The sequence below is a fragment of the Longimicrobiaceae bacterium genome (assembly GCA_036375715.1).
In the GTDB taxonomy this organism is placed as follows: Bacteria; Gemmatimonadota; Gemmatimonadetes; order Longimicrobiales; family Longimicrobiaceae; genus DASVBS01.
On record DASVBS010000045.1, the window covers coordinates 25559 to 41746 of the forward strand.

The window sequence follows — 16188 nt, forward strand, 5'->3', positions numbered from 1 at the left end:
GATGGCGCCGGGGCTGCGAGAGTGGGTGCCGAGGTGGTGGCGAGGAGAGGCGGGGTGGGTCGGACGCGGCGCCAGCGCTGCCCTGTGGCCGGCTGAACAGCTCTTTCGCGGGATCGTCGCTGCCCGAAACCGGGCGTTCGATTCCGGATTGCTGCGGAGTGAGCGGGCGCCCATTCCGGTGATCAGCGTGGGAAACCTGGGAGTGGGCGGGGCAGGGAAGACCCCCTTTGCGGCGTGGGTCGCAGGCCGCCTGCATGAGTATGGTCGCCGCCCGGCGATCGTGCTGCGCGGCTACGGAGCCGACGAGATCCTCGTCCACCGTGAGCTGAACCCCGACGTCCCCGTGCACGCGGCGCGAGCGAGGATCGAGGGGGTGCGGGAGGCGGCTGCCCGGGGCAGCGACGTGGTCATCCTCGACGACGGGTTCCAGCATCGCGCCATCCAGCGGGACCTGGACGTCGTCCTGCTCACCGCGGATGGCTGGACCGGAGAGGTGCGACTCCTTCCGCGTGGCCCCTGGCGCGAAGACCTGGGGGCGCTCCGTCGGGCGGACCTGGTGGTGGTGACTCGCAAGGCTGCCGACGACCGAGCCGTGGGCGAACTGGTGAGGGTGGTGGGGTGCTGGGTCGATGCCGCTCGGATCATCGAGTGCCGGCTCGCGATGGGAGAGTTGTCGAGGATGGGTGGCGCGACGGTCGAGCGTGTCTCGCCGGGGTGGCTGGCGGGACGGGCGGTTCTCGCGGTAACGTCACTGGCGCATCCGGAGCCGTTCGTCGCCCAGTTGCGAGCCTGCGGCGCGCAGGTCGAGCTGGCCGCGTATCCGGATCACCACGAGTTCAGTTCGGCGGATGCATTGGAGATTGCGGCGCGGGTGGGAAACCGGCCGCTGGTCATGACCCTCAAGGAAGCGGTGAAGCTGCGCCGGCTTCTCCCGCCGGAGGTGCAGGGTTGGACGGTGAGTCAGGAGCTGACGGTGGAGAAGGGTGGTGACGTCCTGGACGCGGCGCTTCGGAGGGCACTGAGCGAATGAGCGAGAGGCGAGAGGCGGACATCCTGGTGATCGGGACGGGCAGCGCCGGTCTGTTCTTCGCGCTGAAGGCGGCGCGCTTTGCCCGGGTCGCGGTGATTACCAAGAAGGATCGTCCGGAGTCGAGCACGAACTACGCGCAGGGCGGTATCGCCGCCGTCTTCGCGCCTGACGACTCTCCGCGGCTGCACGCGGCCGACACGTTCGTGGCCGGAGCCGGTCTCTGTCACGCGGACGCGGTGGACGTGCTCGTCCGCGAGGGTCCGCAGCGCGTCCGCGAGTTGATCGACATCGGCGTGCAGTTCTCGCGGGAGGGAAACAAACTCTCGCTGGGGCGGGAAGGGGGGCATTCCCGCCGCCGTATCGTTCGCGCGCAGGATCTGACCGGTCGGGAGGTCGAGCGCGCGCTGCTCGAGGCGGTCGCGGAATCACCCAACGTGGAACTGCTGGAGAACCACATCGCGGTAGACCTGCTCACAGGGGAAGACCCCGAAACGGGGGAGACCTGTTGCGTAGGGGCGATGGTGCTGGGCCCGAATGGAGGTCGCCTCTACCCGGTGGAAGCGCGAGCGGTGGTGCTCGCCACCGGCGGATGCGGCCAGGTCTACCGGCATACGACCAACCCCGGGATCGCAACCGGAGACGGGATCGCCATGGCGTACCGGGCCGGGGCCGCGATCGCCAACATGGAGTTCGTGCAGTTCCACCCCACCGCACTCTACCCGGCGCAGGAGCAGACCTTCCTCATCTCCGAAGCCGTCCGTGGCGAAGGGGCCGTCCTGAGGCGCCGCGATGGCACGGCCTTCATGGACAGCTATCACCCGCTCGCCTCGCTGGCCCCGCGGGACGTGGTTGCGAGGGCGATCGACCGAGAGATGAAGCGGACGGGCGACCCTTACGTCCTGCTCGATTGCTCGCCGATTCCCGATGACGAGATCCGGGAGCGCTTCCCCAACATTCTGCGGGTGACGGGGGAGCGGGGGATCGACATGTTGAAGGAGCCCATCCCGGTGGTCCCGGCCGCCCACTACCAATGCGGCGGAGTGCTCACGGATACCCATGGGCGCACAACCCTCCCCCGCCTCTTCGCCATCGGCGAGACCTCCTGCACCGGTGTCCATGGAGCCAATCGGCTGGCCTCAAACTCCCTGCTCGAGGCACTGGTGTTCGCACATCGTGCCGCGGAGACGCTGGAAGAGAACCTGGGTCGCATGGCGCCGATCCCCCCGCGTGACGGCGGTCACAATCCCGGGAACGCGCCCGTGGAAGCGGTGCTGCTGGTGCACGACCGCGAGGAGGTGCGTTCGTTGATGTGGGACCTGGTCGGAATCGTGCGCAACGACGAGCGGCTTGCCCTGGCGCGGGGGCGGATGGAGGAGATCGCCGTGCAGTACGACCGCCTGTGGCGGAAGTGTCAGCCGCAGCCCGAGCTGATTGAGTTGCGAAACCTGATACAGACTGCTCTTTTGATCATTCGCAGCGCCCAGAGCCGTAAGGAGAGCCGCGGCCTTCACTACAACCTGGATTATCCGTTTCGCGACAACGAGCGGTGCCTGCGCGATACGGTGCTGTCGCGCGGGGGCGCGCCGTCGTGAAGCTGACCCTGCTGGTGGTCGGGAAGGTGAGGGGGCCGATGGCGGATCCGATTCGTGAATACGAGCAGCGGATCCGTCATTACTTTTCGTTGCAGGTCGTGGAGGTGAAGGAGGAGCCGGGAGGTGGGAGGCGTTCGCCCGAGGAGGTGATGGCGGCGGAGGGGGAGCGGCTACTCGCGCGCGTTCCACCGGGGAGCGAGGTGATTGCGCTGGATCGGCGGGGCACCCAGTGGAGCTCCGAGGAGCTAGCGCATCATCTGGAGTCCCTGGCGGTGAGCGCACACCCCGGCGCAACGCTGGTGATCGGGGGCGCGTATGGTTTGTCTCCGCAGGTGCTCGAGCGAGCGGATCGCAAGCTGTCGCTCTCCGCGATGACCCTGCCGCACGAGCTGGCGAGGCTGGTCATCACGGAACAGCTCTACCGGGCGGGGACGATCCTGCGAGGGGAACCGTATCACAAGTGAATACTATTCTTGAGCGGGCCTATCCGGAGGCCCTCTCGTGCGGGCCCGCTGATGGCGCCCGCCGGCACCGGAGGAATCGCTGAGCATCGAGATCAGAGTGCAACCGGTCTCCGGACCGGCCCTGGTGACAGATTATCTGAACGGAGTGCCCTCGGCGCTGGAATTCTACGGCAGCGACCCGCGGGAGCTGGAGAGCTACCGTCGACGCGCCGAGTCGGTCACCCGCCGCTTCGACGCGGCGGCACGCGCCCGTGCGGCCGAGGCGCTGACCCCGACGTCGCCCACAGCGCGCCAGCGACTGGAGCGGTTCGTGGAGGAGGGCGGCGTCATGGTGACCACCGGTCAACAGGCGGGACTGCTGACCGGTCCCCTGTTCACGATCTACAAAGCGCTGACCGCCGCCCGTCTCGCCCAGGAACTGGAGCGAAGACTGGGCATGCTGGTCCTCCCCGTCTTCTGGACCGCCTCGGAGGACCACGACTGGGAAGAGGTCAACCACGCATACCTGTCGATCGTGCGCGACGGCATCCGCCGCGTGCAGCTCACCCGCGCCCCCTCCGTTCCCACTCCGATGAGCCACGTGCTCATCGATGATGACGCTCGAATCATTCTAGAAGAATCATCGGACTTCCTTGTAGGAAATACTGATAACGAATATCTATTGAACTGGATTCGAGAGGCATATCGACCCGAAAAGTCGGTGGCGGGGGCCTTCACGGAGCTACTGGGTCGACTGCTGGCGCCGTTCGATTTCTGTATGACCGATGCGGCGCACCCGGCGGTGAAGCGGGGCTCGGCCGGGCTACTGGCCGAGGCGCTGGAGCGGAGCCGGGAGCACGAGCGGTTGCTGGCGGAGCGCACTCGCGCCATCGAGAGCGCGGGTTACCGGGGGCAGGTGGCGGTGCTGGAGGGCGCGACGAACGTCTTCCGGTATGGCCCCGCGGGAAGGGAGCGGATTTACCGTGATGGCGACGGTTACCGGGTCGGGGAGGGGACGGAGCCGATGACGCCGGCGGCGCTGCACCAGGAGCTGGAGGCGGACCCCGGCCGCTTCAGCCCCAACGTCTTCCTCAGGCCGGTAGTGGAGAGCGCGGTCTTTCCCACCATCTCGTACGTCGGAGGCCCGGGAGAGATCAACTACTTCGCCCAGATTGCCGGACTCTTTCCGGCTTTTGGCATGGAGCCGCCCGTAGTCGCGCCGCGCGCCTCGCTGCTGCTGGTGGAGATGCCGATGCGGCGGCTGCTGGAGAAGCTGGAGCTCGAGCCGGAGCAGCTGGCGCGGCCTCGGCACGAGCTGGTGGAGCTGCTGGCGCAGGATTCGGTGCCGGACACCGTGCGCTCCACCCTGACGGAGCTGGGGCGTAGCCTCACGGAGGGGTATCGGATCCTGATCGAGGAATCGAAGCGGATCGATCCCACCCTGGAAGGAGCGCTCGCGCGTTTGCGGAACGAGGCGCTGACCCGGGTCTCGGAGAGCGAGAAGAAGATCACCCAGCACATCAAGCGGAAGGAAGGGGTGCGGATCGGGCAGCTCGATCGTCTGCTGGCTCACCTCCGGCCTGACGGGAAGCCGCAGGATCGCGTACTCAACGTGATTCCCTTTCTCGGGCGCCATGGTCTGTCGCTGCTGACCCGGATCTACGAGGAGATCCGGGTCGACCTGCGATGAGCGCGAGCATGGGCGAAGGAGCCGAGGCGGCTCCTCCTATCCGGCCGACCCCATCGAGGGGAGGCGGTGCCGCCTCTTCGCTGGTGGCGGCAGGAATTCTGCTGAGCCGCGTCTCCGGGCTCATCCGGGAAAGCGTATTCGCGTATTACTTCGGCGTGACCCTCTACGCCGACGTCTTCCGTGCCGGTCTGCGCCTCCCCAACGCGTTGCAGAACTTGCTCGGCGAGGGGACGCTGAGCGCCTCCTTCATTCCGATCTATTCAGAGCTGCTGGAGAGAGGAAAGGAGGAAGAAGCCGGGCGGGTGGCGGGCGCGGTGTTCGCCCTGCTGGTCGCGATCGCGGCTGCCCTGGCACTGTTCGGGATCATCTTCGCCCCGGTGCTCGTCAGCATCTTTCTGGCGGGCTTCACGGGGGAGAAGCGGGAGCTCACGATCACCGTCACCCGCATCATCTTCCCCATGACCGGGGTGCTGGTGCTGTACGCCTGGACCCTGGGAATCCTTAACAGCCACCGCAAGTTCTTCCTCTCATACGTCGCCCCGGTGATCTGGAGTGGGGCGATGATCGCCACGATGATCCTGCTGGGCGGCCGGCTGAGCCTCGATCGGCTGGTGATCGCCCTGGCCTGGGGGGCGCTGATCGGCGGCCTTCTCCAGTTCCTGATCCAGCTGCCCTGGGTCCTGCGACTGGAGCGAAGCCTGAAAGTGCGTTGGGATACGCGGCTTCCCGAAGTTCGCGAGACCGTGCGGAACGCCGGACCGGCCATCATGGGTCGCGGGGTGGTGCAGGTGAGCGGCTACGTCGACACCTTCCTGGCCACCTTCCTGTTCCATGGAGCCCTGGCGGCGATCGGCTTCGCGCAGGTGCTGTATCTGCTGCCGGTCAGCCTGTTCGGCATGTCCGTCGCCGCGGCCGAGCTGCCCGAGCTCGCGCGGCAGCGCACCGCCGCCACCGAGGAGTTGCGCCGACGAGCCAGCGCTGCGCTGCAGCGCATTGCCTTCTACGTCGTACCCTCCTTCGTTGCGTTCGTCCTGCTCGGAGACCTGCTGGTCGCCATGCTCTTTCAGAGCGGCGGGGAGTTTGACGCCAGCGACACCAGGTTCGTGCACGCCATCCTGATCGCCTTCTCCATAGGCCTGATGGCGTCCACAGGTGCGCGGCTGATGAACTCCACCTTCTTCGCCCTGCGCGACACCCGCACGCCTGCACGCTTCGCGACCGTCCGTGTCGTCGTGGCCGCCGTCCTTGCGATCGTGCTGATGATCCAGTTCGAGCCGATCAGCCGGCTGGGCATCCCTGCCGGCGTCTTCGCCGGAGTGAGCATCGGAGGGCAGCCGCTGGGCGCAGTGGGGCTGGCCGCCGGATCGGGAATCGCCTCATGGCTCGAGTGGGGATTATTGAAGCGCGCGTTGCGGCAGCGGATCGGACCGGTGGGGGCGGGAGCGGCAACGGTCACGCGCATGTTCGTCGCCGCGTTGGCGGCCGCGGCGGCGGGATGGGGCGTCCGCCTTTTCCTGCCACCCCTCGACGTGCGCATCCTCGGTTTGGCCGTGGTCGCGGTCTATGGCGTGGTGTATTTCGCCGCCGCGGCAATGCTGCGCCTGGAAGAGATTCAGGGCCTGGCGAGCCGCCTTCACCACCTTCGTCGGCGCTGACCCTCACGGAAACGGACGAGGATTCCGGGGTACCATGGAGGGTTGCCGCCTTGCCGTGTCCCTGTGGTATGAGAGTGTCCGAAACCATCCAGGAGAAGCTGCGCCACCTTCCCACTCGCGCGGGTGTGTACCTGATGAAGGGGGAGGATGGTGAGGTTCTGTACGTGGGCAAAGCCCGCTCCCTGCGGTCGCGCGTTCGCTCTTACTTCAACTCCGACCACTCGGAGTCGCTGAAGACGCGCGAGCTGGTGCGGCGGATCCGCGACTTCGAGACGATCGTGGTCGGCTCGGAGGCGGAGGCGCTGATCCTGGAGAACAACCTCATCAAGGAGTACCAGCCGCGCTTCAACATCTCCCTGCGTGACGACAAGACCTACCCCTACGTCAAGGTTACAGTAGGGGAGCCTTTCCCGCGCGTGCTGGTGACCCGCAAACTGCAGCGCGACGGCTCCCGGTACTTCGGGCCCTTCACCGACGTGCGGCGCATGCGTCACGTCCTGGACGTGGTGAAGCGGCTGTACACGGTTCGCTCGTGTCACTACCGCCTTCCGACGGAGGGTCCGGCTCGCCCCTGCCTGGACTACCACATCGGACGCTGTCTGGCACCCTGCGTGGGCCTTCAGAGTGAGGCCGACTACCGCAGGATGATCGATGAGGTGCTGGACATCCTGGGGGGACACACGCGCCGTGCGGCCGAGCGGATCCATGCCGAGATGGTGCAGGCCGCGGAGGCGATGCAGTTCGAGCGCGCGGCCGAGTTGCGCGACGCGCTCAGGCAGCTCGCCCAGCTGGAAAACCAGCAGAAGGTGGTGGACATCTCCGGGTCGGACCGCGACGTCGTGGGCATCGCCCGCGACGGAGACGTGGCTTGCGGTGTGGTCATGAAGGTCCGCGAGGGGAAGCTGCTCGGCCGGGAGACCATCTTCCTCGACAACCTGGAAGAGGAGGCGGACGCCGCGGTGCTGGCCACCTTCGTGACCCGCTTCTACACCCTGGAGTCCATGGCGGCGGCGGAGGAGCTACCCCCGGAAGTGCTGCTGCCCACGGATTTCGAGGATCGGCTGGTGCTGGAGGGCCTGCTCCGCGAGCGCGCCGGGAGGGTCGTCCGGCTGCGGGTGCCGATGCGGGGAGAGAAGGTCCGGATGGTCGGGCTGGCCTCACAGAATGCGCGGCATCTGCTCGAGGAGAAAAAACTGCTGGACAATGCCGGCCTGGACCGGGCTCCGGATGCCCTGTACGACCTGCAGGAGTCACTCGAGCTGAGCACCGTTCCGCGCGTCATCGTCTGCTTCGACATCTCGCACACCCAGGGGAGCGAGACCGTCGCGTCGGCGGTGGTCTTCTCAGGCGGGAGGCCGGACAAATCGGAGTATCGCCGCTTCCGCATCAAGGGCGACTGGGGGAACGACGATTTCCGCTCGATGGAGGAAGCGGTGGCGCGATACTTCCGCAGGCGGCAGGAGGAAGGGAAGCCGCTTCCCGACCTGGTGGTGATCGACGGCGGGAAGGGGCAGCTGGCGGCGGCCCGTAAAGCGCTGGAAGCGCTGGACCTGGGCCATCAGCCGACGGTCAGCCTGGCCAAGCGGGAAGAGGAGGTCTACGCGCCGGGCCGCCCGGCGCCGATCCGGCTCTCGCGACGCTCTCCGGCGCTTCGGCTGCTGCAACGACTGCGGGACGAGGCTCACCGCTTCGCGGTCACGTACAACCGCAAGCTGAGGACGCGCCGCACCATCCAGTCGTCGCTGGCGGAGATCCCGGGAGTCGGCATCGCGCGGCAGCGGGCGCTGCTCGAACACTTCGGCTCGGTCCGGGCGTTGCGTGCAGCGTCGGAGGCGGAGATCGCGCGCGTGCCCGGGATCGGTCCGGGGCTGGCGCGAGTGGTTCTGCGGCACATCGCGGGAGGGGATGCGACGGTGCCGGGGAACTGACCCGACGCTGAGGAACCGGCCAGAAGCGGCCGGTGTTTTACCAATACGTATTCCTCCCCTCCGGTAGCATCGGCGCACCCATGGCGTACCCATCGTACTCGAATCCCTTCGGCTTCATGCTCACCCCCTGGGTAAGGCGATTGCTGATCGCCAACGGGGTGATGTTCATCCTCCTGCTGGCGTTCGGTGGGCTCGAGCCGTACCTGGCGTTCATCCCGTCGCGGATTCTGACGCAGCCATGGACGCTGGTGACGTACATGTTCGTGCACCGGGGCTTCCTGCATGTCTTCTTCAACATGCTGGTGCTTTTCTTCTTCGGCCCGGTGCTGGAGGAGCGATGGGGATCGCGTGAGTTCCTGAAGTTCTACCTGCTGTGCGGCCTGGGGGCGGCGGCCTTGTCGATGATCTTCCCCAACACGGGGATCGTAGGTGCTTCCGGGGCGGTGTACGGCCTGATGGTGGCTTTCGCGGTGTACTGGCCGGAAAGTCCCATCCATCTCTACGGGATCTTCCCGATCAAGGCGAAGTGGCTGGTCGGCGGACTGGTGGCGCTGAGCGTGCTGTTCGCGTTGAGTGGCGGGCGCTCCGGGGTCGCACACCTGGCGCACCTGGGTGGGGCGCTGACCGCCTTCGTCTACCTGAAGAGTCGGCTGGCGCCGTCCGCCTGGGGCCAGGTCTACCAGTCGCCCAAACCCGCGAAGCCCAGCAAGCCGCTCTTCGCGCGGCGGGAGAAGACCGAGTCCGCGGCCACCGCGACGCCCAATTCGGCGAGAACGCGCGAGCTGCACCGCTCGCTGGACGACGTGGACCGCATCCTGGACAAGATCTCGCGTGGCGGAATGGCATCGCTCACCCCCGAGGAGCGCGCGCGGCTCGAAGAGGCGAGCCGCAAGTTCCGCTCGAACTGAGCCGAAAAACGGCCTTCAGAATTCGTTTCTGAGGCGCGATCTCCTCGAGAGGAGTCCTCCCGGATGGATGGACTCCTCTCGGACGTTTAGCGCGTTTCTGAGGGATTTTCGCGCTGGGAGGCCGGAAGAGCGGGTAGGAAGTCGGCGGATTTGTTTCCGCATGACGATCACGCGGGTGCCGGCAGGGATGAGCCCCTCTGAGGGGCGGCCCTTGTAACCCTCGCGTACGACTCGGCGGTTTGCGCTCTGTGCTTTGCGAAAGATCGAGCGCTAGCCGGTGGGGAAAGTGGGGGAGCTCGGGAAGTTTTCCACGCCTTTCCCCGATTGTAGTTTACATAATCCCCATTATACGAACACACGTGAACTGCGCTTGGATGCTCGGAGGGATCTTCACGCCACCCAGCGATCAACCGCAGAGGATCACGCAGGATCGCTTCCCCGTGTCCCCCTTACAGCTTCCCCGTCATCGCCAACCACCTCAGGCGCCACACCCGCCACACCGCCTCGCGCACGATCTTCTTCGACATCTTGCTCTCGCCGATGTTCCGATCCACGAACATGATCGGGATCTCCTTGATGCGGAACCCCTTCTTCCAGGCCCGAAAGCTCATCTCGATCTGGAAGGCGTAGCCGTTCGACTCCACCCGCTCCAGCTCCAGCGCCTCCAGCACCTCCCGGCGGAAACATTTGAAGCCGCCCGTGGCGTCGGCGAGCGGCAGGCCGGTCACCACGCGGGCGTAGACGTTGGCGAAGTAGCTCAGCAACAGCCGGCCAATCGGCCAGTTGACCACGGTGACCCGACCGTGCAAGTAGCGCGAGCCGAGCACCAGGTCGGCCTCCTCGATCGCCTCCAGGAACTCCGGCAGGTGCGCGGGATCATGGGAAAAGTCGGCGTCCATCTCGAAGAGATAGTCGTAGCCGCGATCCAAGCCCCAGCGAAACCCCGCCAGATAGGCCGTTCCCAACCCCAGCTTTCCCTCCCGGTGCAGCACGTGCAGCCGCGGCTCCCGCTCCGCCATCTCCTCCGCCAAGTCGCCCGTGCCGTCCGGCGAGGCGTCGTCGACGACCAGGACCTCCAGCGACGGATCCTGCGCCAGGATCATCGGCACCAGCCGCGGCAGGTTCTCGCGCTCGTTGTACGTGGGAACGATGACCAGGGAGCGGGGCAATTGAAGGCCGATAAATGCTTGAAGTTGGCCGGCACCGCCGGTATTGTTACGGGATTTGCGAGCCCGGGAAACTACTCGCGGCCCCTGATGCCGACAAGTGAAAGCCCTCTACATCGTCACCGCGTTTCCGCGAAATCCGGAGGACGTCATCACCCCCTGGCTGGTGGAGATGATCACCCGGCTCCGCGAGCGCAGGATCGAGGTGGAGGTGCTCGCACCCGCCTACCGCGGCCTCCCTAGCCAGCGCGTCCACGACATCGTCGTCCATCGCTTCCGCTACGCCCCCCGTCCCTGGGAGACGCTGACCCACGACCAGACGGCGCCGGATCGAATTCGTGAACGACCGGTGATGGCCTCGCTCCTCCCCGGCTACCTGCTGGGCGGGATGCGCGCCGCGCGTCGCCTCGCGCGCGAGGGCGGCTTCGACCTCGTGCACGCCTTCTGGCCCCTTCCCCACGGCCTGCTCGGCATTGCCGCCAAGCGCGCGGCCGGAATTCCGCTGGTCGAGACCTTCTTCGGCGTGGAGCTCACCTGGGTGGAGACGCAGCTCCAAGCTCTGCGCCCGGTTCTGCGGGCGATCGTTCGGGGCGCGGATGCAGTGACGGCGATCTCCACCCACACGGCCTCGCTGCTCGACCGGATCGCACCGGGCGCGCACCCGGTGATCATCCCCTTCGGAGCGGCCGTGGAAGCGGACGAGGCCACGCCCGCTCCCGTAGAGCCCCTGCACTCCGGGCTGCGACTGCTCTTCGTCGGCCGGTTGGTAGAGCGCAAGGGGGTGCACGTGCTGCTCGACGCGCTGGCCCTCCTCCCGGAGGAGCCCCCGATTCGTCTGGAGGTCATCGGCGATGGTCCGGAGCGGCGGCCGCTGGAACACCGGGCTCGCTCGCTGGGCATCCAGGAGCGCGTGGAATTCCACGGGTACGTCCCGCGCGAGCGCCTGGAAGCCAAGCTCCGCGAATCGGATGCGCTCGTCCTCCCTGCGGTCACGGACGCCAAGGGTGACGTCGAGGGCCTCGGCGTGGTGCTGCTGGAAGCGATGAGCTTCGGCAAGCCGGTGATCGCCTCGCGCGCGGGAGGTATCACGGACATCGTTCGCGAGAGTGAGAACGGCCTGCTGGTGCCACCCGGCGACGCGCCTGCCCTCGCCTCGGCAATCGAGCGGTTCGCCCGCGACCCTCTCGAGACCCGCCGCCTCGGCGAGGCGGCTAGACAGGACGTGCGCGAGCGCTTTTCCTGGGAGTCGATCCTCGACCGGCTAGCAGCGGTCTATGCCTCCGTCCTGCCCGCGAGATTGGTCCGAGCGGATGCGTAACGAGCGAACCGTCCGCGGCGGAAATGAGGCCGCGCCGCCCCCTACCCCGCGTTACGAGGCGCTGCTGGAGTCGGCGCGCTCGACCTGGTGGGACTCGCGCAACTTCGACAAGTGGAAGAGCCACTATCTCTCGGAGTACGCCCGCGGCCGCTCGATCCTGGCGCTGCTGGCGGAGCGAGCTCCTGAATTGCGGATCGAGGGCACGCGTGTGCTCGATGTCGGCTGCGGTGATGCGGGCGTCGCGATCGCCTTCGCCGAAGCCGGCGCCCGGGCCTTCGGCATCGAACCCTTCGAGCTCTCGGTGGAGCGCGGCCGGGTGCGGGCGGAGGAGCACGGCGTCACGGTGGACCTGCGCGTGGGCGTGGCGGAGGAGCTACCCTACGAGAGGGCCTCCTTCGACCTGGTGCTGCTGGACAACGTGCTGGAGCACGTGCAGGACCGCGAGCGCACTCTGGACGAGATCGACCGGGTGCTCCGCCCGGGAGGTCTGCTCTACCTGGTGACGCCGAAGCCATTCGCGATCCACAGCCTGGTCAGTGATCCACACTACGGGATGGCCGGCCTCGTGCTGATGCCGCGCCCGGTCCAGAAGTGGTACTTCGAGCGGGTGCGCGGAGGCGGCCAGGGGAACTACGGGGTCGGATGGATTCCCACGCGTCGCTGGGTTCTGTCGCGGCTGCGCGCGCGGGGCTTCGAGTTGCTCGCGCCGCCGCGCGACCTGTGGATCCGTTACCTGCGAGAGCGGATCGGCGATCCCGCGGCACTCTCTTCGCCGCTGAAGCGGCGGGTGGCTCGTTGGGTGGCCGAGCATCCGGCCGCCACCGGGAGCCCGGTGGCCGCGGCGTTCTGGGACGTCGCCCTGGGAGCGAATATCTTCCTGGCCCGTAAGCGCTCCTGATGCTGCGCGTTCTGCACTGCATCTACGACGATCCGGACAACCCCTGGGTGGGTGGCGGCGGCGCGCTGCGCGTACGCGAGCTGTACCGGCGGCTGGTGGGAGAGGTAGAGGCGACAGTCGCCACGGGGGCCTTCCCCGGCGCCGCGGATCGCGAAATCGACGGGATCCACTATCGGCGGCTGGGCCTGCCCCGCCCCTACGCCGCGAGCCGCCTCACCTACGGTCTGGCCGCCACGCGGTTGCTGGCGCGAGGCGACTACGACGTCGGCCTGTTCGATTACTCGGTCTACACGCCGATCCGGCTGCCGCGCGATCGTCCCGTCGGACTCGTGGTCCACATGCTTCACGGTCCGACCGCTGGCGGTCGGTGGGGCGCGCCGGGCGCAGCCCTGGTGAATCGCGTGGAGGTGGCGGGCATCCGTTCCGCCCGTTGGATCAGCACGACCTCCCGCTGGATGGTCGAGCAGCTACAGCCCCTGGTCGCCCCGGGAACCCGGATCGTGCCGGTAGGGAGTGGAGTACCTCCCGAGTTCACCGCCGTGCAGCGTGAGGAGGCCGACCACTTCCTCTTCTATGGGCGACTCGACATCTACCAGAAGGGGCTGGATACCCTGCTTGCCGCCTTTGCGCGCTTCCGGGCGGATCATCCGGGCTTCCGTCTGGTGATTGCCGGCCGCGGAAAGGACGAGGCTGAGCTGGTGGAGATGATCCGCGAGTCTGGGCTGGCTTCCGCGGTCGAGCTCATCCCGCGTCCTGCGCGGGCGCAGGTGTTGACGTTGATGGCGGGCGCGCTGGCGATGGTGATGCCGTCGCGCCTGGAAGGACTACCCATGGCGCCGGCCGAGGCGATGGCGGCCGCGGTGCCGGTCATCGCAAGCCGGGTGGGAGCGGTCGAGGAGATCGTGATCTCCGGCTCGACGGGCCTGATCGTGCCCCCGGCGGATCCCGCGGCGCTGGCCGCAGCCATGTCGCGGCTCGCCGCCGACGCGGACCTGCGCGCCGCGATGAGCGCGGAAGCGCGCCGATCCGCGGCCCGGTTTTCCTGGGACACGGTGGCTCGTGCGCACCTGGACTACCTGCGAGCGATCGCCGGTGATGTCGGCTCGTATTCACCCGCACCTTCCTCCGCATGACCGATCGACAGGAAACGGAACGGAAATCCTCCCACGGCGGTCTCTCCATAGGCGGATGGACCGCTCTGGCGATCTACTTCGCCCTCGCCGTGGCCTACTTCCTCCCGGCCTTCCTTCCCGGTCAGCACATCTACGGGAGCGACTACCTGGCGGGCGGATACTTCTTCCACGAGTTCATCTCGGCTCGCTTTGCGGAGGGGGCGCTCCCCAAGTGGGTACCCTACGTGTACGGCGGTCTCCCGCTCTTCGCCAACCCGGGGAGCACGTACTACCCGTTTCGCTTCCTGGCCGACCTGATCTTTCCCGTCTCGAAGGTCTGGCCTACGCTGTTCGTGATCCAGTTCACCCTGGCGGGGATCGGGATGTACCTGCTCGCCCGCGAGCTCAAGGCACGGCCGTGGGTGGCGTTCGTTGCGGGGCTGACCTTCCAGTTCACCGGGGTCATCATGTCCTGGGTACTGGCGGGCCACGAGGGTCGCATCATCGTGGCGACCTTCCTGCCCCTGCTCTTCTACCTGCTGCACGCCGGGATCCGCACCGCTTCCCTTCCCGCCTTCGCCGGGTCCGCGGCGGTCATCGGGTTCTGCCTGCTCTCGTTTCAGATCCAGAACTCCTACTACCTGCTCCTCTCGGGGGCCATCTGGGCCGTTTTCCTGATCTTCTCCCTGGGCGTCCATCGCGACCGGCTGCGGCTGGCGAAGGTGCTCGCCATGGGTCTGGGTGCCGTGGCCTTCGGTTTTGCGCTCGCGTCGGTGAACTTCCTCCCCTTCCTCGACTACGTGGCGCAATCGCCGCGCGGCGAGAGCGGCGGGCGGGGATACGAATACTCGGTGTCGTTCTCGATGCCGCTGCCGGAGCTGTCCGCCGTCGCCGTGCCGGAGCTGATCGGCTACCTGGACACCTACCGCGGCACCAATCCCATGAAGCTCCACACGGAGTACGTGGGCGCGGTCGTGCTCCTGCTGGCTGCGGTGGGCTTCTACAACGCCCGGCGGAACCGGTACTGGTGGCTCTTCGTCGGCCTGGGAGTCTTTGCCCTGACCATCGCCCTGGGAGGAAGCACCCCGATCTACCGGCTGTGGTACGAGATCCTGCCGGGAACCAAGCGCTTCCGCGCGCCGGGGATTGCCTTCTTTGTCGTCGCCTTCGCGCTGGTCTGCATGGCCACGCTCGCGCTGGAACGCCTGGCGGAGGCGGTCGAGGAGCGCACAAAGCCGCTCCGGGGGATCAGGGGCGACGACGCCGAACTGCGGGTTGTACCGTTGATCCTGGCCGCGGTGGTGGTCGTCGGCTTCCTCCTGGGCGGAATGGCCGCCGGCGAGGCCGGACCGGCCGCCTACCGCTTCGCTCTCTTCGCCGCGGGGACCGGGGTCATTCTCTGGCTCTGGCTGCGCGGATCGATGGGGACGACGCTGGTGGCGCTCCTCCTCTCGGCGATCGCCGTGCTCGACCTGTGGATCGTGGATCGCGACTTCTTCGACACCGTGCCGCCTCCGGACGAGATGTTCGCGGCGGACGACGTCGTGAATTTCCTCCAGCAGCAGCCTGAGCCTTTCCGCGTGTGGCACCTTCCCTTCCCCGCCGGGATGGTCTATCGCGGCGTGGCGGGCAATTATCTGATGCACTTCGGCATCGAGCAGGCTGGTGGCGAACACGGGAACCAGCTTCAGCGCTGGAACGAGTACCTGGGAGCCGGTCAGGAGACCTACGTCGACTGGCACAACTTCCTGCGGGATCCGCAGGTGGTAAGCACGCCCGAGGGAGGTCAGGCGATCGGCTTCACCAGCACACCTGGCTTCCTCGAGGCGGCCAACGTCCGCTACGTGGTCAGCGCCGTGCCGCTGTCGCATCCGAACCTGCGGCTGGCATACGCCGGATCCGCCGCCGTGTACGAGGATACCGCGGCTCTTCCCCGTGCCTACCTGGTGCCGGAAATAGAAATCGTTCCGGGTGAGGACGCCGCGCTCGAGCGCATGGAGCGAGACGGCTTCGAGCCGACGCAAGTCGCCCTGGTGAGCACGGACGAGCCGCTGGAGGTCCCCGGCGGCGAGCTGACGGGCGAAGCGCGAGTCACCGAGCACGAGCCCGACCGTGTGGTGGTGCAGGCAAACCCGTCCCGCCCCGCCATGCTGGTGTTGGCGGACAACTACTACCAGGGGTGGGTGGCGCGAATCGACGGCGAGGAAACCCCGATCTACCGGGTGAACCACACGCTGCGAGGCGTGGTCGTGCCGGCGGGGGAGCACCAGGTCGAGTTCACCTACGAGCCGACGGACCTGTTCACCGGCTTCTATATCTACCTGGTCGGGATGGCGATCCTCGCGCTGTACGGGCTCTGGCTGCTCGTGGGTATCATGCGCCGGAGGCGGGTGGCGCATGACGTCTGATTCGGGCAGTCGCCGCCTGGCCTTCGCGCTGGGCGGAGTC

The 16188-nt window shown here is 67.4% G+C and carries 12 protein-coding genes; 11 read left to right on the top strand and 1 reads right to left on the bottom strand.

Going from position 1 to position 16188, the window contains the following annotated elements:
- The first annotated feature begins 1 nt into the window (after position 1).
- The 7 genes from lpxK (at position 2) to VF167_08640 (ending at position 9246) form a co-directional block, all read left to right on the top strand.
- The gene (lpxK, locus tag VF167_08610; protein ID HEX6925479.1) at positions 2-1030 is read left to right on the top strand and encodes a tetraacyldisaccharide 4'-kinase; all 1029 of its coding nucleotides are present in this window, start codon (positions 2-4) and stop codon (positions 1028-1030) included.
- Complete coding sequence (nadB, locus tag VF167_08615; protein HEX6925480.1) at positions 1027-2622, top strand: L-aspartate oxidase; 1596 nt, start codon at positions 1027-1029, stop codon at positions 2620-2622. Before lpxK ends, nadB begins: the two co-directional genes overlap by 4 nt.
- Positions 2619-3086 carry a 23S rRNA (pseudouridine(1915)-N(3))-methyltransferase RlmH gene (gene rlmH / locus VF167_08620; protein HEX6925481.1) on the top strand — a complete coding sequence of 156 codons (468 nt, stop codon included), beginning with the start codon at positions 2619-2621 and terminating at the stop codon, positions 3084-3086. The genes nadB and rlmH overlap by 4 nt, the downstream gene beginning before the upstream one ends.
- Positions 3087-3183: 97 nt before the next feature.
- Entirely contained in the window at positions 3184-4755 is a 1572-nt protein-coding gene (gene bshC, locus VF167_08625) for a bacillithiol biosynthesis cysteine-adding enzyme BshC (protein HEX6925482.1), read from the top strand.
- Positions 4752-6410 (top strand): murein biosynthesis integral membrane protein MurJ, encoded by a 1659-nt coding sequence (gene murJ / locus VF167_08630; GenBank protein ID HEX6925483.1) that lies wholly within the window; start codon positions 4752-4754, stop codon positions 6408-6410. Before bshC ends, murJ begins: the two co-directional genes overlap by 4 nt.
- Positions 6411-6478: 68 nt before the next feature.
- Positions 6479-8338: an excinuclease ABC subunit UvrC gene (gene uvrC / locus VF167_08635; protein ID HEX6925484.1), complete on the top strand. Its 1860-nt coding sequence runs from the start codon at positions 6479-6481 to the stop codon at positions 8336-8338.
- Positions 8339-8418: 80 nt separating this feature from the next.
- The gene (locus VF167_08640) at positions 8419-9246 is read left to right on the top strand and encodes a rhomboid family intramembrane serine protease (GenBank protein ID HEX6925485.1); all 828 of its coding nucleotides are present in this window, start codon (positions 8419-8421) and stop codon (positions 9244-9246) included.
- A gap of 449 nt (positions 9247-9695) precedes the next feature.
- On the opposite strand, the gene VF167_08645 is transcribed toward VF167_08640, so the two are convergent.
- Complete coding sequence (locus tag VF167_08645; protein HEX6925486.1) at positions 9696-10415, bottom strand: polyprenol monophosphomannose synthase; 720 nt, start codon at positions 10413-10415, stop codon at positions 9696-9698.
- 97 nt (positions 10416-10512) lie between these two features.
- On the opposite strand from VF167_08645, the gene VF167_08650 reads away from it, so the two are divergent.
- The 4 genes from VF167_08650 to VF167_08665 are packed head-to-tail and all read left to right on the top strand — an operon-like array spanning position 10513 to position 16148.
- On the top strand, positions 10513-11730 hold the full coding sequence (locus tag VF167_08650) for a glycosyltransferase family 4 protein (GenBank protein ID HEX6925487.1): 1218 nt from the start codon (positions 10513-10515) through the stop codon (positions 11728-11730).
- The gene (locus VF167_08655; protein ID HEX6925488.1) at positions 11723-12628 is read left to right on the top strand and encodes a class I SAM-dependent methyltransferase; all 906 of its coding nucleotides are present in this window, start codon (positions 11723-11725) and stop codon (positions 12626-12628) included. Before VF167_08650 ends, VF167_08655 begins: the two co-directional genes overlap by 8 nt.
- Positions 12628-13761 carry a glycosyltransferase gene (locus VF167_08660; GenBank protein HEX6925489.1) on the top strand — a complete coding sequence of 378 codons (1134 nt, stop codon included), beginning with the start codon at positions 12628-12630 and terminating at the stop codon, positions 13759-13761. The genes VF167_08655 and VF167_08660 overlap by 1 nt, the downstream gene beginning before the upstream one ends.
- On the top strand, positions 13758-16148 hold the full coding sequence (locus VF167_08665; GenBank protein HEX6925490.1) for a YfhO family protein: 2391 nt from the start codon (positions 13758-13760) through the stop codon (positions 16146-16148). The genes VF167_08660 and VF167_08665 overlap by 4 nt, the downstream gene beginning before the upstream one ends.
- Positions 16149-16188 lie beyond the last annotated feature (40 nt).